The sequence below is a fragment of the Bradyrhizobium sp. USDA 4011 genome, from assembly GCF_054063415.1.
In genome coordinates, this window is sequence record NZ_JBSSGG010000001.1 from 7,631,995 (window position 1) to 7,651,351 (window position 19,357).

Annotated in this window: 24 protein-coding genes, 2 tRNA genes and 2 pseudogenes; 14 read left to right on the forward strand and 14 right to left on the reverse strand. The window is 64.6% G+C overall.

The window, feature by feature from the left end; all coding sequences use genetic code 11:
* Window positions 1-16 precede the first annotated feature (16 nt).
* From ACVW1C_RS36065 to ACVW1C_RS36075, 3 genes and pseudogenes are all read left to right on the forward strand, one after another.
* Window positions 17-442: pseudogene (locus ACVW1C_RS36065) on the forward strand (hypothetical protein).
* Window positions 443-832: 390 nt separating this feature from the next.
* Window positions 833-1,549: an outer membrane protein gene (locus ACVW1C_RS36070; protein ID WP_456762316.1), complete on the forward strand. Its 717-nt coding sequence runs from the start codon at window positions 833-835 to the stop codon at window positions 1,547-1,549.
* Window positions 1,550-1,743: 194 nt separating this feature from the next.
* Complete coding sequence (locus ACVW1C_RS36075) at window positions 1,744-1,983, forward strand: DUF6719 family protein (protein ID WP_050402822.1); 240 nt, start codon at window positions 1,744-1,746, stop codon at window positions 1,981-1,983.
* A 63-nt stretch (window positions 1,984-2,046) separates the two neighbouring features.
* Here ACVW1C_RS36075 and ACVW1C_RS36080 read toward each other — a convergent pair whose 3' ends face one another.
* A complete protein-coding gene (locus ACVW1C_RS36080) occupies window positions 2,047-2,298 on the reverse strand; it encodes a hypothetical protein (protein WP_456762317.1) in 252 nt (83 codons plus the stop codon).
* A gap of 499 nt (window positions 2,299-2,797) precedes the next feature.
* Here ACVW1C_RS36080 and ACVW1C_RS36085 point away from each other — a divergent pair, with 499 nt between their 5' ends.
* The 3 genes from ACVW1C_RS36085 (at window position 2,798) to ACVW1C_RS36095 (ending at window position 5,299) form a co-directional block, all read left to right on the forward strand.
* Window positions 2,798-3,166 carry a hypothetical protein gene (locus ACVW1C_RS36085; protein WP_456762318.1) on the forward strand — a complete coding sequence of 123 codons (369 nt, stop codon included), beginning with the start codon at window positions 2,798-2,800 and terminating at the stop codon, window positions 3,164-3,166.
* Entirely contained in the window at window positions 3,163-4,011 is an 849-nt protein-coding gene (locus ACVW1C_RS36090) for an alpha/beta fold hydrolase (protein ID WP_456762319.1), read from the forward strand. Before ACVW1C_RS36085 ends, ACVW1C_RS36090 begins: the two co-directional genes overlap by 4 nt.
* Before the next feature lie 133 nt (window positions 4,012-4,144).
* Window positions 4,145-5,299, forward strand: coding sequence for a DUF2652 domain-containing protein (locus ACVW1C_RS36095; RefSeq protein WP_456762320.1), 1,155 nt, complete (start codon window positions 4,145-4,147; stop codon window positions 5,297-5,299).
* 31 nt (window positions 5,300-5,330) lie between these two features.
* Here ACVW1C_RS36095 and ACVW1C_RS36100 read toward each other — a convergent pair whose 3' ends face one another.
* The 8 genes from ACVW1C_RS36100 to ACVW1C_RS36135 all read right to left on the reverse strand — a co-directional run bounded on the left by ACVW1C_RS36100 (window position 5,331) and on the right by ACVW1C_RS36135 (window position 9,120).
* The gene (locus tag ACVW1C_RS36100) at window positions 5,331-5,915 is read right to left on the reverse strand and encodes a hypothetical protein (RefSeq protein WP_456762321.1); all 585 of its coding nucleotides are present in this window, start codon (window positions 5,913-5,915) and stop codon (window positions 5,331-5,333) included.
* Between the two features lie 133 nt (window positions 5,916-6,048).
* Entirely contained in the window at window positions 6,049-6,279 is a 231-nt protein-coding gene (locus ACVW1C_RS36105) for a hypothetical protein (protein ID WP_456762322.1), read from the reverse strand.
* A 161-nt stretch (window positions 6,280-6,440) separates the two neighbouring features.
* Window positions 6,441-6,620 carry a hypothetical protein gene (locus tag ACVW1C_RS36110; RefSeq protein ID WP_456762323.1) on the reverse strand — a complete coding sequence of 60 codons (180 nt, stop codon included), beginning with the start codon at window positions 6,618-6,620 and terminating at the stop codon, window positions 6,441-6,443.
* An 84-nt stretch (window positions 6,621-6,704) separates the two neighbouring features.
* Window positions 6,705-6,893, reverse strand: a complete 189-nt coding sequence (locus tag ACVW1C_RS36115; RefSeq protein ID WP_456762324.1) for a hypothetical protein — start codon at window positions 6,891-6,893, stop codon at window positions 6,705-6,707.
* 780 nt (window positions 6,894-7,673) lie between these two features.
* Entirely contained in the window at window positions 7,674-7,859 is a 186-nt protein-coding gene (locus tag ACVW1C_RS36120; protein ID WP_456762325.1) for a hypothetical protein, read from the reverse strand.
* A gap of 99 nt (window positions 7,860-7,958) precedes the next feature.
* Window positions 7,959-8,273, reverse strand: a complete 315-nt coding sequence (locus ACVW1C_RS36125; protein ID WP_456762326.1) for a DUF5658 family protein — start codon at window positions 8,271-8,273, stop codon at window positions 7,959-7,961.
* Window positions 8,274-8,451: 178 nt separating this feature from the next.
* Window positions 8,452-8,526, reverse strand: a tRNA-Thr gene (locus ACVW1C_RS36130).
* 162 nt (window positions 8,527-8,688) lie between these two features.
* A complete protein-coding gene (locus ACVW1C_RS36135) occupies window positions 8,689-9,120 on the reverse strand; it encodes a hypothetical protein (RefSeq protein ID WP_456762327.1) in 432 nt (143 codons plus the stop codon).
* 114 nt (window positions 9,121-9,234) lie between these two features.
* On the opposite strand from ACVW1C_RS36135, the gene ACVW1C_RS36140 reads away from it, so the two are divergent.
* The 4 genes from ACVW1C_RS36140 to ACVW1C_RS36155 all read left to right on the forward strand — a co-directional run bounded on the left by ACVW1C_RS36140 (window position 9,235) and on the right by ACVW1C_RS36155 (window position 11,491).
* Window positions 9,235-9,534 (forward strand): dienelactone hydrolase family protein, encoded by a 300-nt coding sequence (locus ACVW1C_RS36140; RefSeq protein WP_456763264.1) that lies wholly within the window; start codon window positions 9,235-9,237, stop codon window positions 9,532-9,534.
* A 70-nt stretch (window positions 9,535-9,604) separates the two neighbouring features.
* The gene (locus ACVW1C_RS36145) at window positions 9,605-10,336 is read left to right on the forward strand and encodes an urease accessory protein (protein ID WP_456762328.1); all 732 of its coding nucleotides are present in this window, start codon (window positions 9,605-9,607) and stop codon (window positions 10,334-10,336) included.
* Window positions 10,337-10,511: 175 nt separating this feature from the next.
* Window positions 10,512-10,985, forward strand: a complete 474-nt coding sequence (locus ACVW1C_RS36150) for a hypothetical protein (RefSeq protein ID WP_456762329.1) — start codon at window positions 10,512-10,514, stop codon at window positions 10,983-10,985.
* 77 nt (window positions 10,986-11,062) lie between these two features.
* Window positions 11,063-11,491 carry a hypothetical protein gene (locus ACVW1C_RS36155; protein ID WP_456762330.1) on the forward strand — a complete coding sequence of 143 codons (429 nt, stop codon included), beginning with the start codon at window positions 11,063-11,065 and terminating at the stop codon, window positions 11,489-11,491.
* A gap of 334 nt (window positions 11,492-11,825) precedes the next feature.
* On the opposite strand, the gene rlmB is transcribed toward ACVW1C_RS36155, so the two are convergent.
* Entirely contained in the window at window positions 11,826-12,653 is an 828-nt protein-coding gene (gene rlmB / locus ACVW1C_RS36160) for a 23S rRNA (guanosine(2251)-2'-O)-methyltransferase RlmB (RefSeq protein WP_456762331.1), read from the reverse strand.
* A gap of 309 nt (window positions 12,654-12,962) precedes the next feature.
* Here rlmB and ACVW1C_RS36165 point away from each other — a divergent pair.
* Window positions 12,963-13,048, forward strand: a tRNA-Tyr gene (locus ACVW1C_RS36165).
* A gap of 194 nt (window positions 13,049-13,242) precedes the next feature.
* On the opposite strand, the gene ACVW1C_RS36170 is transcribed toward ACVW1C_RS36165, so the two are convergent.
* Entirely contained in the window at window positions 13,243-14,118 is an 876-nt protein-coding gene (locus tag ACVW1C_RS36170) for a LysR family transcriptional regulator (protein WP_456762332.1), read from the reverse strand.
* 102 nt (window positions 14,119-14,220) lie between these two features.
* Here ACVW1C_RS36170 and ACVW1C_RS36175 point away from each other — a divergent pair, with 102 nt between their 5' ends.
* Window positions 14,221-14,832 (forward strand): DUF1989 domain-containing protein, encoded by a 612-nt coding sequence (locus tag ACVW1C_RS36175; RefSeq protein WP_456762333.1) that lies wholly within the window; start codon window positions 14,221-14,223, stop codon window positions 14,830-14,832.
* A gap of 24 nt (window positions 14,833-14,856) precedes the next feature.
* Window positions 14,857-15,786, forward strand: a complete 930-nt coding sequence (locus tag ACVW1C_RS36180; RefSeq protein WP_456762334.1) for a LysR substrate-binding domain-containing protein — start codon at window positions 14,857-14,859, stop codon at window positions 15,784-15,786.
* Here ACVW1C_RS36180 and ACVW1C_RS36185 read toward each other — a convergent pair.
* A complete protein-coding gene (locus tag ACVW1C_RS36185; protein WP_456762335.1) occupies window positions 15,767-16,651 on the reverse strand; it encodes a polysaccharide deacetylase family protein in 885 nt (294 codons plus the stop codon). The genes ACVW1C_RS36180 and ACVW1C_RS36185 overlap by 20 nt on opposite strands.
* A 36-nt stretch (window positions 16,652-16,687) precedes the next feature.
* Window positions 16,688-17,359, reverse strand: a complete 672-nt coding sequence (locus ACVW1C_RS36190; RefSeq protein ID WP_456762336.1) for an FMN-dependent NADH-azoreductase — start codon at window positions 17,357-17,359, stop codon at window positions 16,688-16,690.
* Window positions 17,360-17,660: 301 nt separating this feature from the next.
* Between ACVW1C_RS36190 and ACVW1C_RS36195 the strand changes: the two genes are divergently transcribed.
* A complete protein-coding gene (locus ACVW1C_RS36195; protein ID WP_456762337.1) occupies window positions 17,661-19,121 on the forward strand; it encodes a purine-cytosine permease family protein in 1,461 nt (486 codons plus the stop codon).
* Window positions 19,122-19,143: 22 nt separating this feature from the next.
* Here the strand turns inward: ACVW1C_RS36195 and ACVW1C_RS36200 are convergent.
* Window positions 19,144-19,353, reverse strand: a pseudogene (locus tag ACVW1C_RS36200) (LysR substrate-binding domain-containing protein); the annotation flags it as partial.
* Window positions 19,354-19,357 lie beyond the last annotated feature (4 nt).

Below are 19,357 nucleotides of genomic sequence, written 5' to 3' on the forward strand. Positions count from 1 at the left end.
CATGAAACAGCGTCGTTTGCGGACCTCATCAAAACTGGCGGCGATCCTGCTGCTCTCGATGCCACTTGCCGGCTGACTCACCAGCGAAGACGGCGGCAGCTCGACCACCTTTACCGACGATCGCGGCGTCGCCAACCAGCCGTTTCCGGACAGGTACCGCGACCAGATCCTGGCCTTCATGCGGACCTACCTGAACAATCCGGTCGGGGTCCGCGAAGCCGGGATTGCCGAGCCGGTGCAGCGCACGGTCGGCGGCCGGCTGCGCTACGTGGTCTGCCTGCGCTACAGCGCAAAGGATACCGACGGCAATTACCGTCCGGCCCGGGAGCGCGGCGTCCTGTTCGTCGACGGCCGGCTCGACCGCATCCTCGACAACGCCGCCGAGCCCTGCGCCGGCGCGTCCTACGCGGCATTTCCGGATCTGGAAAAGATGGCGCGCTAGGCATGATCCGGAAAAGTGCGAAGCGGTTTTCCCTCGCGACAAACGCGTAGCGTTTGCGCGGAGATCATGCCCAGACAAGGAGCCAAGGCGCGATCTGATCGCGCTTTGGGACGCGGCGGCTTGTCGTAGCAGCAAGCCTGAGCAGTTCGTTAGCGAACTCCGATCACTTTTCGGGGAGCGCTGAACTTCAACTTAGCCGTTTGCGACTTACATACAGCCGAAATACGGCTGCTTAACCGGTGAAAAAACCTTCCGTGCCAAGGAACAACGGGCGTTGTTGCGACCCCGTCACAGCTCGGAAACATTACAGGTCAGGCATTGTCCCAAAGCAACCTAATTGGCGTCACGTTGTTTGGCTTAACAGCGCAGCGTTCGTAACGGGGACCAGAGATGAAGACGTTTTTGCTCGGCGCAGTCGCGCTGGCCGCCCTTGCGAGCCCGGCATTTGCAGCTGACATGCCGGCCCGCACCTATACCAAGGCACCGCCGCCCTATACCGCCCCGGCGCTCGTCTACAACTGGACCGGTTTTTATATCGGCGGCCATGTCGGCGGCGCGTTCACCGACGGCACCAATCTAATGGGCAGCGACGCGCGCTTCATGGGTGGCGTGCAGGGCGGCTTCGACTATCAGTTCGCGCCGAACTGGGTGATGGGTGTCGAGGCGCAATACTCCTGGCTGCCGAGCTCCTCGAACAATGGCCTGACGTTCCCCGCCGGAACGGTCGTGACCGGCAATACCGACCAGCTCGGTTCGGTGACCGGCCGCCTCGGCTACACTTGGGGTCCGGCGCTGCTCTACGCCAAGGGCGGTTACGCCTGGCGCGACAACCACAACATCACGGCCTCCGTCGGCGGCGTCCCGGCGGCCTTCACCACCGATGGCGGTCACAAGGATGGCTACACGGTCGGCGCGGGCCTCGAATACATGTTCGCCCCCAACTGGTCGGCGAAGGCCGAGTACCAGTACTACAATTTCGGCAAGACCACGTTCACCAGCGGTCCGGCCGACATTGCCGGCGCGAGCTTCCGGAACGACGAACACACCGTCAAGCTCGGGGTCAACTATCGCTTCGGCTGGGGCGGACCGGTGGGCTCCCGCTACTGATCGCATCGTATCATCGAGATCGAAAGGCCGGCCTTCGGGTCGGCCTTTTTTTGTTGGCCTGCCGCGTGCCCGTGCTCCCGCATTCACCCGATGTTCAGGCCTGATCGTGCAATGCAAAAAATAATTCCTGCATTGCACGGAACTTTCATCGGGATGCGCTATTGTGGGATCGCCGGGCTGGTGGACAAACAAACATGCGTAGCTTTGCGTTAGGGCTGATCATCTCTGCGGTCTCTGTGCCGTGCTTTGCCCAGACCATCCTCAAATCCGAACCCTTGGCACTCGCGCCTTACGAGGTCGTGTTCGTGCAGGACGCCTCCTGCACGGCCGGCAAGGTGCTCAAGGTGACCGGGTCGATCCGCGGTCTGCATCGGCGGAAAATCTGCGTCTCGCTCGCCGCCGAACAGGCGTCGCTGGCGACGGCGACGCCGTAACGGCAGCACGACGGCCGCATCGGCATCCGGTTCGCCCATGCGCACCGGACGACCCACTGTCCCTCAGTTCAACCGCGGCTCCAGACGCGCTTCGCGTTCGGCATCGGCCTTGTTCTTGGCCGGGTCCTCGTTCGGCTCAGGCTGGCACGACCGGATTTCGTAGTCATTGTCCAGTACCGGGCGCGGCGAGGATTTCTCCTCCTCGGAGACGGTATCCACCACCAGGCCCGATTTCCGGGCAAGCTTCCAGACGTCCGCCTCGGTCGGGTAGGTCTTGCTCAGCTTGGCGTCTTGATAGAACAGCGCGTACGGCATTCGTCGTTTCCCCAAACAACCGACAACGCCAAGGCCCGTCCCGGGTTTCACGCCAAGATCGCCGTTCCGATCACGGAACTGTGAGCTAAGATGCCCGGCAACCGTTTGAAAACATGAGTCATTTCGCGCCTTTCGTCGGAGGGGCCTGAGTCCTTAATGAGCGGTAAACCCCGGAAAAAAGAATCCCCGGGACTCTCCGGGTAGAATCGCCGGATGCTCCGAGCCATGAGAGCGATCCACCAGCCCCCCTACGAACGCGTGCAGCTCGCGCTTGCGGTTGTGCTGCTCGCAGCCTGTGCCGCCAACGTGGCGCTGGTCTGGTCGTGGCTCTAGGGAAACTTGGCTCCAGCCAAAACCTGTATGTAGCGGCCCACGCGAAAACGCCGTGGCCGCGCGACGCCTGTAACGATTGACGGGCCGGTCATTCCTTCCATCATTGCCCGCAGAACAAGACCCGCCGCGGCCTGCGCGGACGGTCCGTGATCGGGGTGGAGCTGTCATGATCGAGATGCTGAAGGAACGGGTCAATTGCGACGCCGGCCTGGTGCGGCGCGGCCGTTACCTCACCACGACATTCCTGCTCGAGATCGGCAAGGCCGCCTGGCTGATCGCGATCCATGAGGGCCGCATCGTCGCGGTGACGAAGGGCCCGTTCGTGATGCCGTCGTCGTCGTTTGCGCTGCGCACCTCGGAGGCGGAATGGGACCGGTTCTGCGAACGGCGGCCGCCGCCGGGCTCCAACGACCTGATGGCGCTGATCAAGCGCCGCGTGCTGAAGGCCGAGGGCGAGCTGCAGATCTTCATGGCGAACCTGCGTTACTTTAAGGAGGCGCTCGGCAAGCTGCGCCGCGAGGGAGCGGCCGCATGAGCGCCAAATTCGAACCAATCATCGGCCGCTACATGCATCTCGAGCTGTCAGGCCGGGCGCACCGCGTCTATGTCGAGGAGGCGGGCGAGGGCACGCCGCTGCTCTGCCTGCACACCGCGGGCGCCGACGGGCGGCAATATCGCGGCCTGATGAACGATGTCAGCGTCACGCGCAACCATCGTGTCATCGCCTTCGACATGCCCTGGCACGGCAAGTCGTCGCCGCCCCAGGGCTGGCACGACGAGGAATACCAGCTCACCTCGGCGCACTACATGGCGATGATCCTGGCCGTGATGGAGGCGCTCGATCTCGACCGGCCGATCGTGATCGGCTGCTCGATCGGCGGCCGGATCGCGCTGCATCTCGCGCTCGAGCATCCCGAACGCTTCCGCGCGATCATCGGCCTGCAGGCCGGCGCGCATGTCGATCCCTATTACGACCTGAATTTCCTGCACCGGCCGGACGTGCATGGCGGCGAGGTCGCAGCCGCCATCGTCTCGGGTCTAGTCGGGCCCGACGCGCCCGACAAAGAGCGGTGGGAGACGCTGTGGCACTACATGCAGGGCGGCCCGGGCGTGTTCAAGGGCGACCTCTATTTCTACAAGATCGACGGCGATATCCGCGCCCGCGTCGCCGAGATCGACACCAAACGCTGCCCGCTGTTCCTGCTGTCGGGCGAGTACGACTATTCCTGTACGCCGGAGGAGACGCTGGCGGTGGCGAACAGCATTGCCGGCAGTGAGGCCACCATCATGAAGGGCCTCGGGCATTTCCCGATGAGCGAGAACCCCGGCGAGTTCTTGAAGCACCTGCTGCCGGTGCTGGAGAAGATCGGCGGCGGCTAGAGCGTTTTCAAGCGAAGTGGATACCAGTTCGCGCTCAGAAAACGCGTCAGAACAAGATTCGCCACTCTCGACCGCGTGTGGCGCGGTGTGACAGACTGCGTCATCGCACGAAAAGGTTACGCGGGAGGTCCCCATGCTTCCGAAAGCTGAAGCGGCATATTTCGCGATTGCCGACATCTCCGGCTATACCAACTTCCTCGCGGCGGTCGAGCTCGACCATGCGCAGGACATCATCGCCGATTTCATGGACGTGGTGGTGAAAGGGCTGCGCCCGCCATTTCGCCTCGCCAAGTTCGAGGGCGACGCCGCCTTCGTCTACTCGACCGGGACAATCGACGGCTCGCTGCTGCAGGACGCGATCGAGGGCGCCTATTTCAAATTCCGCCGGCGCCTGCGCGACGTCCGCCAGGCCTCGACCTGCGAGTGCAAGGCCTGCGTCGCGATGGGCGATCTCGATTTCAAGTTCGTCGTCCATCACGGCGAGATGGTGAAGCAGAAGATGGGCGGCAGGGAAGAGCTCGCCGGGCGCGACGTCATTCTGGTCCACCGGCTGCTCAAGAACACGGTTGGCGAGAAGGTTGGCGGGCGTGCCTACGCGCTCTACAGCGACGCAGCGATCCGCGCCATGGGCGTCGACCCGGTGGCACAAGGTCTGATCCCGCATCAGGAAACCATCGACATCATCGGCGATGTGACGCTGTGGGCGCGCGATCTCGAGGCGGCGTGGCAGCAGGACGACGCGCAAACGCGGCTGGAGGTGACGCGCGAAGACGCCTACGCGATACTGGAGTTCGACATCGCCGCGCCGCGGCAGACGGTGTGGGAGTTCATCACCGTGCCCGGGCAATGGCAGAAATGGTGGGACGCCGACGACATCGTCGAGGAGTCAGGCAAGGGGCGACGCGGTATCGGCACCAAGAATCATTGCGCGCACGGCAACCATACCAACGTCGAGGAGACGCTCGACTGGCGTCCGGTCGATTACTTCACGGTCGGCATCACACTGCCGGTGCCAGGAGCGCCGCGCATCATCATGACCCGGGCCGTTCTCGACGGCCCGGACGGAACGTCCCGTTTCGAGCTGCGGATCGCCAAGCCGAAGCCGAAGGACCGGGCGTTCCTCGATGGCGCCGCGGCCAAATTCGCCGAGCGAATGACCCTGGCGGTCGCAGGCTTGCGATCGATGCTGGAAGGCAAGCAACCTGTTGACGCTGTGGAAGAGCCGACGCTGACGCGATCGAGCGGACGTTTCCTGACCGAGCCGGTGAAATCGGACGCGCGGGGCTGAAGCCCGACACACGGTCCGAGGAAGGCGCCCGTTACTTTCCCGAGCGCGGCAGCTCGCTGTTATCGCGGATCGCGGCGCGGACCTTGGCCATGGTCGTGGTGCAGTATTCCTCGCGCTCCCTGAGGAAGCGCTGCTGTTGCGCGCGGAAATTGGCAACCCGCTCCCGCACCTCGGATCCGAAGTCGCCGCTGATGTCGAGCTTGGCAAATCGCGGCGGCTGGGCCGGCGGGGGTGGGACTTCCACGACGGTCACCGTCAAAGGCGGCGGTGCGGGGGGCAGGCCCTCGAGCACGGTCGGCACCGGAAGCGGCGGCGGCATGACAACCCTTTGGGCCTCCGCCGCAGGCTTGCTCTCCAAGGCGGGCTTTGCCTCCAAGACCGGCTTTGCTTCCACGACTGGCTTTGCCTCCAAGACTGGCTTTGCCTCCAAGACTGGCTTTGTCTCAAATGCTGCCTCGACCACGGCTGCGGTGGCGGGCAGCGGGGCAGGCGCTGGCGGAACGGCGGTCCGTGGAGCAGGCGTCGGCAGCCCGGCGTCGGGCAGCTTGCCCTTCACCGACTGTACGAAAGCCATTGTCTGCGCGATCAGGAGATCGCGTTCCTTCATCCACTTCATGGTGCACCTTGAGCCCGCGGATTGCATCAGAGCAACCCCGCGGAAGCAAGCACTCGCCATCATGATGGTTGACGAAGACGTCTGTTTTGCAGGCACGGTGACAAAATTGTGACGTGCCTGGGCGCGACGGCGGTCAGCGCTGGCGGGGATTGGTGTTCGGGACGAACGGGGTACCGACGATCCGGACCGGCGTCTGGGCCGGCGCTTGGCTTGGGACCGGCGCCTGATTCGCGGCCGGCCGGGGCGCGGCGCTGGCCGGCGCGGGCGCCGGATCGAGCAGGGCGACAATGCCGGCGGCGGCCACGCTCAGCAGCGTGAAGCTGCCCAGAAGCATCAAATTGCGGTTGGTTTCGTGCACCCTCATGCGGGGAAAATCGCGTGAGGGGGCATAATGTTCCGAACAAATCCTCAGGCGTTTTCGCGCGGTTTGGCCTCGAGCTTGAGAAGGTGCGGCAGGAGCAGACCTGAAAGGTCAAGTCGCGAGTCCACCGGCCCGGTGTGCCGGCGGAAGCGGGCGGCATCAGCCTAGTGAGCCATCGCCTCGACAGCTGCCGGTTCGATGCTGCGGGCCTCGATCAGGTCGGCGTAGCGGCCATACTCGTCGGCCATTTCGAGCAGCTTTTCACGCACCGCAGCGTCGGTGACTTGGCGGGCCAGCCGTCGCGCCTGATCGGACTGGAAGCGATAATGGGCTGTGTCGGACATCGTAGGCTCCTCACACATGTGTAAGAGCCGTACGGCAAAGGTTCATCAAGACGTCATTCAAGGGACGTCATTGAAGGGCAGGCGCTATTGAAGGGTGTTGGACCGATCGGTCAGCGTGACCGCGATCGGGTGGCCGGCCTTGTCCTCGCGGACCTCGACCTCGAACCAACCCATCTCCTTCAGCTCGCGCGCCTTCTTCTCGGCCGCGTCTTCGCTGTCGCGCTTCAACACGATTTGACTGGTGCCATCTCGGGCAAGGATCAAATAGGTCATTGGCTGAGTCCCATCCCGCATTCTGCATACCCCAATTCGTGTCGCAAGGACAGAAACAAGGCAAGGGATGGGTGATCCTACGGGGATGATCCCACGAATCCTGCCAATATATAGGGCTGTCCCCGACGGCGGGGCGATATCGGCCAGCAACGCCGGATGATCGCCGACATCCGGGACGCGCTTGAGACCAGCAGAAGCTTGATTGGCGAGTTGTCCGCCGCTGGCTTCCAGCGGCAGGTGTACAAGTTGCGTTTCGTAGAGCGCACTGAGATGACGGACATCATCCTGCTTTGCTTGCGAGCCTGCCGAGCAGGGTTGCTGCGATGAGTCGCCGCTATCGTGCGTGTTCCTGCAGGTGCCGTCGGTGATGCGAGGCATCTCGTCGAGACGGGAAGAATACGGCTTCCGTTAAACGTTGTGGGTAATCCAAGCGAGGCTCTTTGATTGAGCCGCAAATACATGCTCGGCTTGGATCAAGGACAATGCGCGGCGCAAGCCGTGTAGACATGGATGGAGGACTCGATGCCCAGGCACTTCGGTTTGAAGGCAATATCGGCGGCAGGACGGTCGGCATTCACGGGATCATCAAGAGATTTGCAGCAGCGGACCGCGGCGGCATCTGCGTCGAAGGACCGTGCTTCGGTCCGTTCGCCGACGTCAAAGCCCGCTTCGCCATGCTCGGAGCTGCCGTATTCTCCTACGAGTTGGCGGGGCTGCTGCGGTCGACGGTCGATCTCGGCCGACTGAAGCTGCGCGCGACGAGGCGTGGCTGGCCAGTCTTCATAGCTCGGACGGTTCGTGTTTCTTGTCGCGCTTCAGGTCCAGGCGATCGACGCGTTCATCGATCAGCCGATTCAGTCTCCCGTCCCGCAGCGTGTCCTTCCTGTACAGCCCGCCATGCAGGCGATAGGCGACCAGGAGCAGGGCCACAGCAACGCCGACGAGATAGTAGGACCAGTTCATCATCAGAACCGCGCCTGGCAGTGTCGATTGTGAAACAGCGAGCCTCGGCAACTCTGCCAGGCAGCGCTAACGGCGGCTCGCCAGCATCACCGCAAGGTCAACTCAACTGGCGCCCGCCAGGATGAACAGATTGTTGTAGACGGGCAGCGCGATGAGGCCGACCACATAAGCCATTTGGCGTTCGCTGTTGCCGTGCCAAAGCAACCATATCACGAGGTAGGTCAAACCCAGCTTGGCGACAAGCCACCATTCACCCAGCCACTCCTGGGTGAGCCACATGAACGGGTTCAGTTCGCCCATTCCCCGCTGCAAGATCTCGTTGGTGGTGATCAGATCCGAGTAGCCCATCAGCAGGGCGCAAACCAGCAGCATTGCCTTCAGCAACGACGTCCTCGCCCGCAACTGCTTTTCCGTCATCCGGTGCCTGCCCGAAATCCGCTTGTGGCTCCCTGTCGGGCAATTTTGCGGAATGTTTGCCGCGGGTGCAAGCCTCCACGACCCGGTTATCCAACTCCACGTCCTCCAAACCAACCAGTTTGGGTACCCCGCACCGAGGCACGGTCAACTGACCCGTCCCGTTGATTTCGCGAAAAACTGGTGCCGGCTGAGGGGATTGAACCCCCGACCTTCAGTTTACAAAACTGCTGCTCTACCGCTGAGCTAAGCCGGCGACATGGGAATGATTTGCGCGATCGCATAGCAGACTTGGCGGGGCAGGGCCAGAACCTGAAGGCCAGAACCCGGGAGGTCCAGATGACCCTGCGCCTCCGCCGGCCAGGCGGCAAAAAGGCGGCCCGGAGGCCGCCTTTTGCGCATCGGCGGTTCGCCTAAGCTACTGACAGGGATGTCGCAGGCCGTCGCTGCCGCGGAACCAGGTGCCGGGGGTGCAGACAAAGCCGTTCTGCCGGGCATATTCCTCACCGCCGATCGGGGTGCGGGCATAGTCGGGGCCGCCGAACGGGGCGGTCGCGATCGCAGCCGCCGTGCCGACCGCGCCGCCAACCACACCGGCCGCGACGCCGGCGGGGCCGGTGTCATAGCGGTTGTAGCTGCCCTGCCAGTCGCGGTCCCGCCGATAGGTGTGGTGGCGATAGGCGGTGCGCGTGGTGCCGGGCGTCATCGTCTGGCATCGGGCATCGGGATCGTCATTCGAGCAGCGCGCGGCGGTACCGATGGTCTGCTGCGCCATCGCGGGGCCGGCCAGGGTCGCAGTCAGCAGGGCTGCTGCGCCAACGATGGCGCCGCGCATCTTGAGCTGTGTCATGCAAGGTCTCCTCTCGTCGTTGTGACGGGCTAATCTCGCCGTGGCGCGACCGTTCCGACGCGGCCTTGCCCTGCGTTCAAACCAGTGTGAAGTTCCGTAACTCTCGCGCCGGCGATCTGCTTCTGCTTCGGCGGCACGGTCGTGCTCGAGCTTGCGCGCGACGGTGCCGACCTCAAAGCCGTCGTCAGCTTCCATGGCGTGCTGGCGCCTTCCGACCAGGTCGCGGCATTCGAGAACGAGATGCGCGCCGGCAAGGTTGCCGACTGGCAGGTGATCAGCTACGGCAACACGCTGCACGGTTTTGCCAACCCGGCTGCCGACGGCTCGATCATGAAGTCGGCGCTCTACGACTCGCGGGCTGACCGCCGCTCCTGGGCGGCGATGCAAGGCCTGTTTGACGAGGTGCTGGTTTGACGAGGTGCCGGCCTGACAAGATCGGCGATGTGGTGTTTGATCTGCCGTCACGCGCCGGCACGGGGGATTGATGTTCGGAATCTTGAGTCTTGGCTTTCTGCTCGGCATGCAGCATGCGCTGGAGCCGGATCACATCGCGGCGGTATCGAGCATCGCGGCGCGGCGGACCCATGTCGGTGACATCGTCAAGCACGGCCTGACCTGGGGCCTCGGTCACACCCTCACCCTGTTCGTCTTCGCCGGCGCCGCGATCCTGCTCGGGCACGCGATTCCCGAAACGGTGGCGCAGCCGATCGAGACCGCGGTCGGCGTCATGCTCGTCGGGCTCGGCGCGCATGTCTGGTGGCGGCTGTGGCGCGACCGCGTGCACTTCCACACCCATTCGCATGGCGACGGCATGACGCATTTCCACGCCCACAGTCACGCCGGCGAAACCGTGGCGCGTGCGTCCACCGTGGCGCTCGCGTCCACCAGCCCGCATGTCCGCGCGGCGCACAGCCACGCCCATGGCTTTCGCTGGCGCACGCTGCTGGTCGGCCTGATGCACGGCATGGCGGGCTCGGCGGCGCTGTTGGTGCTGACGGTGTCGCAGGCCCCGAACCCGGTGATCGGGCTTGGCTATGTCGGGCTGTTCGGCGTCGGCTCGATGATCGGGATGGGCGTGCTGTCGAGTGTGATCGCGGTGCCGCTCGCGGCCTCCGCGCGCTGGCTGACCTGGGCCAATCGCGGCCTGCAAATGGCGGTCGGCGCGGTCACGATTGCGATCGGCATCCACTCGATCATCGAGAACGCGTTTACCTGACGCAGCCTCCGCGCGCCGGACCGCCGTTAACGATTCCTGAGCCCGCACGGCCGCATTGACCGGATGCCGATGCTTACGCGTTAGGCTTACCGCCAGTTTGGCCCGCCTCCTTAACCCTTCCGCCAAGCCGTTGGATTAGGCTGCGGGTGGAACAATTCGGGACGCTGGGTAGAACATGCGCGGAAGTCTTGCGCTGGCGATATTGGCTGCGATGACCTCGACGGCGCTGGCCGGCGGCGGTTTCGACATCGTCGTGCCCAATCGCCCCGGCGTGCCCATCATCATCAATGGCGTCGACGCCTCCTACGCCGTGGTCGAAAGCGCCATGGGGCTGGCCCGCAACGACTCGATGGTGCCGACCGTCTATGGCGGCCGCCCGATCGATCCCGAGCCGAATGTCGGCCATTATTATCCGAGCCTCGGCCACATGCCGGGTTACGGCCGCCTCGAGATCGAGCCGCCGGCCAACCGCCGCCTGCCGCAGCCGGCCGAGAGCTATCACGAATCATGGTCGGCACGATCCGCGCCGCTGCCGGCGCAGTCCAGCGTGCCGGTCGATCCGCCGCCGGTGATCTACGCGCCGCAATTCAACGGGCCGCAGCCGCTGCCGGGACCGGTCCCGCGGCCACCGCGTCCCCGAGGACCCTAAATCAACTGCCCCTCGCGGGGCGCCTTCATAGCCACCAAGAGCTACGCGACGAATAGAGAGACCATCAGGAGAGAGTAATGCGTCAAATGATCAAAGGACTGATTGCGGCCGTGGCCGTCATGGTGACCGCGCCCGCAATGGCGTGCGGTTTCAACCCTTGCGGCTATTCCGCGCCCGTCGTGAATTACGGCTGCGGCGGCTGCGGTGGCTATGGCTATGGCTATGGCTATGGCGGTTACGGCGCGGTCGAACGTCTGCCCGACCCGGATGCCGCTTATCCCAATGCGGCGCAGCAGTACTATTACGTCAACCAGGGACCGAGCTACACCGGCCCGGGCAATTGGGCGCCGCGTCCGTACTACCGCGAAGGCTATGGCCGTCTGTATTACGGCTATCGCCACTACGGCTACCGCCATCACTATCGGCCCTACCGTCCGCACTACGGCTATCGCTACGGCTACGCGCCGCACCGCTACGGCCAGCCGGTGCTGCGCCGCTACTACTGATCCGACGATCGGTTCGAGACCCGGTCGAAGACATCAGCGCCCGTTTGCGTCAAGCGAGCGGGCGTTCTTCGTTTGACAATTGAAGCGAGGTCGCTTCCGCATAAGGGCGCCGCAACCCCTGCATGCGACCGCCGCAGTGCACGCTGCCAAAATATCGAAAACAACCCCATGCAAAGGAGCCGGCGGCTGCCGGCGTTCGGCAGGGCGACTTGACACGTCGGGCAAATCAGGGATATATTTCGAATATTCAGAAATCATGCGAGCGCCGCCTCGCAAGCTCCCTGGCCGCAAGCGGGAGAGGTGAACAAGATCTCGGCCCCATCCAACTATCAAACTAACCCATCAGTCCGAGCCGGCTGGCGCCGATATAGAGCGCGAGCACGGCGGCGTTCGACACGTTGAGGCTCTTGATCTCGCCGGGCATGTCGAGGCGGGCGACGACGCGGCAGGTCTCGCGCGTCAATTGCCGCAAGCCCTTGCCTTCGGCGCCGAGCACCAGCGCGAGCGGCTGCTGCAGCTGAACCTTGCCGAGATCCTCGGTGCCCTCGCTGTCGAGGCCGACGGTCTGGAAACCGTGGTCGTTCAGTTCGTTCAGCGCGCGCGCCAGATTCTGCACGGTGACCATCGGGACCAGTTCGAGCGCGCCGGAGGCGGACTTCGCCAGCACGCCGGTGGCCTCCGGGCTGTGGCGGGCGGTGGTGACGATCGCCTTCACCGCAAACGCCGCGGCCGAGCGCAGGATGGCGCCGACATTGTGCGGATCGGTGATCTGGTCGAGCACCAGCACGATGCCCTCCGGCGCCAGCGTGTCGATGCCGGGCGAGGCCAGGGGATCGGCCTCCGCCAAGAGGCCCTGATGCACGGCATCGGGGGTGAGGCGCCGGTCGATGTCGCCGGGCCGGACGATCTCCGGGGTGACGCGGGTCGCGATGTTTTCGTCGGCAAGGCGCTTCGCGGCATTCTCGGTGAGATAGAGCTTGCGGATCTGGCGGTCCGGGTTGGCAAGCGCGGCCGCCACCGTGTGCCAGCCATACAGAATCACCGGCCCGTCGGAACCGGATTCGCGCTCCCGCCGGGCCGGCGGGCGGCCGAATTTCGGCCCTTTTTGGAAGGGTTTACCGCCCTTGCCTCGGAAATTGGGTTTGCGGTCGCGGTCGCTCATGTGAGGCTTGTGTCACGGCTCTCGATTATTGGCAATTTACGCAGCGTTTTCGAGCGAAGTGGAGGGCGGTTCGCGTGAAGAAAACGCGTCAAAAACAAGAATCTAGCCGCCGCTATTGCTCGTTTGGAACAGAGATCGCGACAGTCTGCAAAAGTATGCCAAATAGGCGGCCCGCTTGGTTGACTTTGGGGACCGCCTTCCCCCATAAACGCGCCCGACCGCGCACCCGCTTCGGGTCGGCCGGTTATCAGCGTCATCTCGATGACCCGGTCCGCCGCCACTCGCGCGGCCGGTCTGATGCTGTTGGACGGGGGAGTGTCCCGAGTGGCAAAGGGAGCTGACTGTAAATCAGCCGCCTCATGGCTTCGCAGGTTCGAGTCCTGCCTCCCCCACCACGCTTCGCCCTGACGGGCTACGCGTGGCGCAGCCACGCCTGATCCGTCAGGGCAAAGCGTGTCCGGCGTAGCTTGAGCGCCAGCGAAAGCGAAGACGGACTGGCCAAGGGCCTCGCTTCCACGAACTTCAATTCGACACGTTACTCCCATTTCGCTGGGCATGCCGACAAGGCGTCTCGCGCCGCCACCACGACTCACCCCCGCAACCCACGCCGCAGCAGCTTGGCGAAATCCTGCGCCATCTGCGACGGGGCTTCATGCGTCGGGGAGAGGATCGCGATCTGGTACTGGATCTTTGGCTTGAACGGGCGGATGGCGAGGCCTTCGGTGAAGGGCTTGCTCACCACCGGATCGACGATACCGACGCCGCGGCCCTCGGCGACCAGTTGGCACGCGGTCGAGAAGAATTCGGTCTCCGCGACCACGTTCCAGCGCGCGTCATATTCGGAGAAGGCGGATGCCAGCTGCTGGTAGATCGGATCGCCGCGAAACAGCGTGACGAAGGGGACGCCGTCGAGGTCATCAGGGGTGATCTGCGTCAGCTTCGCCAGCGGATGCGCATGCGGCAGCATGCACACGCACTCATACGAGAACACCTCCATGTGCGAGGTCGGATAATCCAGCGGCAGCTCGGCGACCGCGAGATCGAATTGCTGCGTCGAGATCAGCTCGCGGACGGTCGCGGAATTGCGCGTGATGATCTTGATCTGCAGCTCGGGCTTGTTCCTGGCGAACTGCGACAGCAGGCGCGGCAGCAGGTTGATCGAAATGCTCGGATAGGCCGCGATCGCGAGGTGACCGCGCCGCCCGGACCTGATCTCGGCCGCGACGCGCGACGCGTTCTCGGCGGCTTCGAGGGCGCGCGCCGCCTCGACATAGAACAGCTTGGCTTCCGGGGTCGGTTGCAGGCGGCCGCCGCGGCGCAGGAAGAGATTGAGGCCGGTCTCGTGCTCGAGGCCCGCGATCATCGTGCTGATGCCGGGCTGCGACATGCCGAGCAGCTCGGCCGCCCGGGTCATGGTGCCGTGGAGCATCAGGGCGCGGAAGCATTCGAGCTGTCTGAGGCGCATGAGCGACTATACGAATCTGCTATAATGGACACAATTAATATTATTAGAATTACATGACGAGTGGTGCTCCAATGGCGCAACGAGCCATTGAGGAGGCACCACATGACCGCAGCAACCATCGATCTGACCCGCGCCCGTCTGATTCCGGCCCGCAATGGCGTGGCGGCTCGCCTCGATGCGGGAGAGACGGTCATGGTCGTCAATACCCATGGCAAGCAGGTGGTCGACACCTGGGCGTTCAATGCCCGCGACACCGGCGAGTTCATGTCGATGGAGCACAGCCGCGCATCGATGCTGCGGCTGATTCCGCGCGTGGGCGACACGCTGACCACCAACCGGCGCCGTGCGATCCTCACCTTCGTCGCCGACACGACGCCGGGAATCCACGACACGCTGATCGCGGCCTGCGACATTCACCGCTATCGTCAGCTCGGAGCCGTCGGCCACCACGACAATTGCACGCAGAATCTGGCGCACGCGCTCGAGACAGTCGGCTTGTCGGCTGCGGTGACGCCGGCTCCGCTCAATCTGTTCATGAATGTGCCCGTCGCCGACAATGGACAACTGGACTTCAAGTCGCCGGTCAGCGAGGCCGGGCAGTATGTGGCGCTGCGTGCCGAGATGGATCTGGTCATCGTGTTCTCCGCCTGTCCGCAGGACATGGTGCCGGTGAACGACATGCGGCCGACCGACGCTCATTTTCTCATCGCCTGACACGGGCCGCGCGGAGAACCAATCATGCGCAAGTTGCCGCCGCTCAACGCCGTCCGCGCCTTCGAAGCCGCCGCGCGTCACGAGAGCTTCACCGCCGCCGCCAATGAGCTCTGCGTTACGGTGACGGCGATCAGCCACCAGGTCCGGCAACTCGAGGCAATTCTCGGCCACAAGCTGTTCGAACGCTCCGGCCGCGCGGTCGTGCTGACCGCGGAGGGCCAAGCGGTGTTCCCCATGCTGCGCGACGGCTTCGACCGCATGGCGAGTGCCTTCGCTGTGATCCGTCCGCCGGCCGACGGCGATGCGATCACGGTATCGACCACACGCGCCTTCGCCGAGCGCTGGCTGATGCCGCGGCTCGCGCGCTTCAACGCGGCGTTTCCTCACCTCGTCGTCCACATCGATGCGACCGAAGAGGTGCGGACGCCGGGCGCAGACGGCGTCGATCTGGCCATCCGCTACGGACGCGCTGACCGTGCCGGCGAGACATCGGTGCTGTTCAGCGATCGCTACATTGCGGTCGCGGCGAGCGCAATCTGTCCGCCCGGTGCCCGTCTTGCCATCGACGACGTCCGTTCGCGCTCGCTGCTGGCGTTCCGCTGGAAGAACGCCGCGCTAGATTCGCCGGCGTGGTCGGCCTGGCTCGCGGGCGTAGATCACGATCCCATGCGGGACTTCCGCATTTCATGGTACAGCGAGGAGCCGCTGGCGCTGCACGCCGCCGAGCGGGGGCTCGGACCGCTGTTGTGCAGCGATGCGCTGGTGGACGAGCAATTGCGCGACGGCACGCTGCGCCGGCTTGATGGTCCCGCGCTTGCGGGCTTTGCCTATCGTCTCGTCGATGCGCCGAGCGCTGCCCGGCGCAAATCGGTGTCGGCGTTCATCGACTGGCTGCGGGCAGAGGCAGCCACCTTTCGGGCGGCTCCCGGACAGGTCATGACACGGGCCGCGTGAAGTAGGGCAGGGTCTCGACGCGGACCTGGTAGGTGCCTGCCTTGACCAGGCCGTCGAGATGCGCGGCGATTTCCTCGAGCGATGCGAACCAGACCTTGCGTTCGGCAACGATCCGCTCGAGCCAGCGCTCCACGACGTGCCAGCGGGCAAGCCGGCCGGTCAGGAACGGGTGCCAGATCCCCATCCAGAATCCGCCGGCCTCATAGGCGGCCTCGAACTCCTCGAACGAGGCGGCAAGGCCTTCGCTCGGCGATTTGACCGGCATCATGTAGCCGATCTCCGCGTAATGGGCGAAGGGCGGCCAGTCGTCCGATCCCCAGTGCGGCGGCATCTCGTAGAGCGATCCGCGCGCGGTGCGCATCTGGTACGGGATGTCGTCGGCCATCAGCGACGAATCGTAGACAAAACCGTGCTCGATCAGGAGGTCGATCGTGGTCTGGTTGGCGTTGTAGACCGGCGCACGGTAGCCGCGCGGCTTGCGCCCGGTCATCGCGACATGAATGCCGAGCGCGTGTTCGAAGGCTTCGCGCTGATGCGCCGAGGAAATCTCCGTCGGGTCTTCGTGGATGTAGCCGTGGTGGCCGATCTCGTGGCCCCCCTTCAGGATCGCCTCGACCGCGTCCGGATAGCGCTGCATGGTCCAGGCCGGCATGAAGAACGATTGCTTCAGGCCGAGGCGGCGATAGGTCTCCAGAATCCGCGGCACGCCGACGGTCGGCCCGTAGCGTCCCATCGTGATCGGATAGAGCCGGTCGAAGGAGTCCTTTGGGCGCGCGATGTGGATCAGGCTGTCGGCGTCGACGTCGAACGTGATCGCACAGGCGCAAAGCGCCCCGTTCGGCCAGGGGATGGGATTGCGGATCATCGGATCATCCTTGTGCAGCCGGCGGACAGCGGCGCATCATTCCGCCGCCACATTAACAGGCCCGTCGATTCCAAGACACTGCCGGACCAGCACGGGGATCGCGGCAAAGGCGTCGGCGAGCGAGCGCCGGTAGCGTTCATCGTTGAACTCCTGGTAGTCGACCGCGATCAGATGGCTCTCCTGAACCCCGAGATAGTGGGCGCAGGTGAAGATGTGGGTCTCCAGATGGTTCATGGTTTCCCGCACCCCGCCGGGGCCGAAGCCGAATTCGCCGCGCGAGCTCAGCACCACCAGCGTCTTGCCGCGCATGATCGGCTCAAGCGGAAAGTCGCCGCGGGCGAGATCGAAGCTGAAGGTCTTGTCGATGCGGATCACCTTGTCGAACCATGACTTCAGCGCCGCCGGCATGCCGTAATTGTGCATCGGTGCGCCGATCACGATCACGTTGGCGCGTTCAAGCTCGTCGATCAGCGCATCGGAGAGACGAAGCTCGTCGTGCTGCGCCGCCGTGCGCTCGCCGGGCGCGGTAAAGGCTGCGGCTACCCATGCCTCCGTGATGAGCGACGGCGGGGCGCGGCCGACGTCGCGCGCGATGATCGTGGCGCCGGGCTCGTGCGTCAGCCAGTGCTCGACAAACGACCTGGAGAGCTTCCGGCTGACCGAACGGTCGCCGCGCGGGCTGGCATCGATATGCAGGAGTGTCGTCATTCGGGGGACCTCGGCCGGTTGAGCAGCAATGCGTCGGCCGCACAATGACCCGGGCGCCTCGGTCGGCGTGATTGACGAATCCGGCAGCTGAGTTGAGAAAATCTCAACTATGAAGCGGGGTGCCATGGTGACGCGGTCTGCGAGCGTGATCGCGGCGGGATCTGTCGCCATTCAGCACACAAACTTCACTCTCGATGTCGTCTCAACCCGGTTTGAGGATTTCTCATTATCGCCTCACGGCTGCCTGCTGCTCTGATACCCCATCCCGGCCCAACCAATGCGCCGGACAAACGGGGGAAACATGCTGCTCAAACAGACACAGCTTCCGGCGCAGGATGAGGCCGGCTTCGATGCCCACGGAATCGAACCGGTGCCGGCGGCGCACCGCACGTCGTCATCATCAGATCAATTCTGGATCTGGACCGGCGCGAACATCGCGCCGATCAATTGGGTGCTGGGCGCGCTCGGCATCCAGCTCGGCCTGAGCCTGCTGCAAACGCTTGCCGTCATCGTTGTCGGCAATCTGTTCGGCGCGGCGCTGTTTGCCGCCTTCTGCCTGATGGGGCATCGCACCGGGGTGCCGCAGATGGTGCTGGGCCGGCTGGCGTTCGGCCGCCGCGGCGCCTATCTGCCGGCGCTGGCGCAAGTGCTGATGCCGATGGGGTGGGTCGCGATCAACACCTGGATCGTGCTCGACCTCTGCATGGCGGCGCTGGAGCGGATGGGCATTGGCAGCGGCATCGAGCTCAAATACGCGATCGCGGTGCTGGTGATGCTGTTCCAGATCGGCATCGCAGCCTGGGGCTTCAATGCCATCAAGGTGTTCGAGCGCTACACCATGCCGTTCATCCTGCTGATCATGGCGGTCATGACCGCGCTCGCCTTCCTGCGCGTCGATATCAGGTGGCAGTCGGCAACCGTCACCGGCATGCCGGCGTTCGCGGCGGCGACGCAACTGATGACCGCGATCGGCATCGGCTGGGGCATTTCGTGGCTGACCTATGCCTCCGACTATACGCGCTTCACCAGGCCCTCGCTCGGCGCCGCCAAGGTGTTTCGGGCGACATTCCTCGGCATGTTCCTGCCGACCGTCTGGCTCGCCTTCCTCGGTGCGGCCATTGCGTCCGCCGGCGCCGGTTCCGATCCGTCGAAGCTGATCATCGCAGCTTTTGGTGCGATGGCGCTGCCGGTACTGCTGGTGCTGCTGCATGGCCCGATCGCGACCAACATCGTCGTGATCTATTCGGCTGCGCTGTCGTCGCTCGCGCTCGATCTGCGGCGGCCGCGCTGGGTGATTTCGGTGCTGTCCGGCCTGATCGCCTCCGCGATCCTCTACGGGTTCCTGCAATCGGGCGATTTTGCCCACGCCTTCGACAATTTCATGGTCGCTCTGATCGTATGGATCAGCCCATGGGCCGGGGTGACGCTCGCGGATTTCTACCTGGTGCGACGCGGCCGCATTGATGTCGCCTCGCTCTACGAGGACCCGGGTCGGGATCGTGATTTCAACTGGGCCGGGCTGATCGCCTTTGCTGCCGGCTTCGTGGCGGCGTGGGCTTTCCAGATGGGCACGATCAAGGCCATGCAAGGTCCGCTGGCGTTGGCGACCGGCGGGGTCGACCTGTCGTGGCTCACCGGCATCGGCGTTGCGATGGCGAGCTACCTTGCGCTGCATCGGCTGCTTGAGCGTCCGCTGGCGCGGAGCGTCCCGTCGCCGGCTGCGGACGCAGCGTCGATCGAACCCGCACCCACATCGACCTGACAGGGGCACACCTTGCGCCTGTTCACTCCATCCGCGCGAACATCTCCACCAGCGTCTCGCGCAGCCAGCGCTGCGCGGGGACGGTGTCGTTGCGCTGGTGCCAGAACAGGCTGACGATGCGCGGCGGCGCCGGCAGCGGCACCGGCACCGCATGCAGATAGGGCGCGTGGCGGGACTGTGCGCTGAGATCGCGCGGCAGCACCGCGATCAGGTCGGACTGGCGCACGATCTGGGCG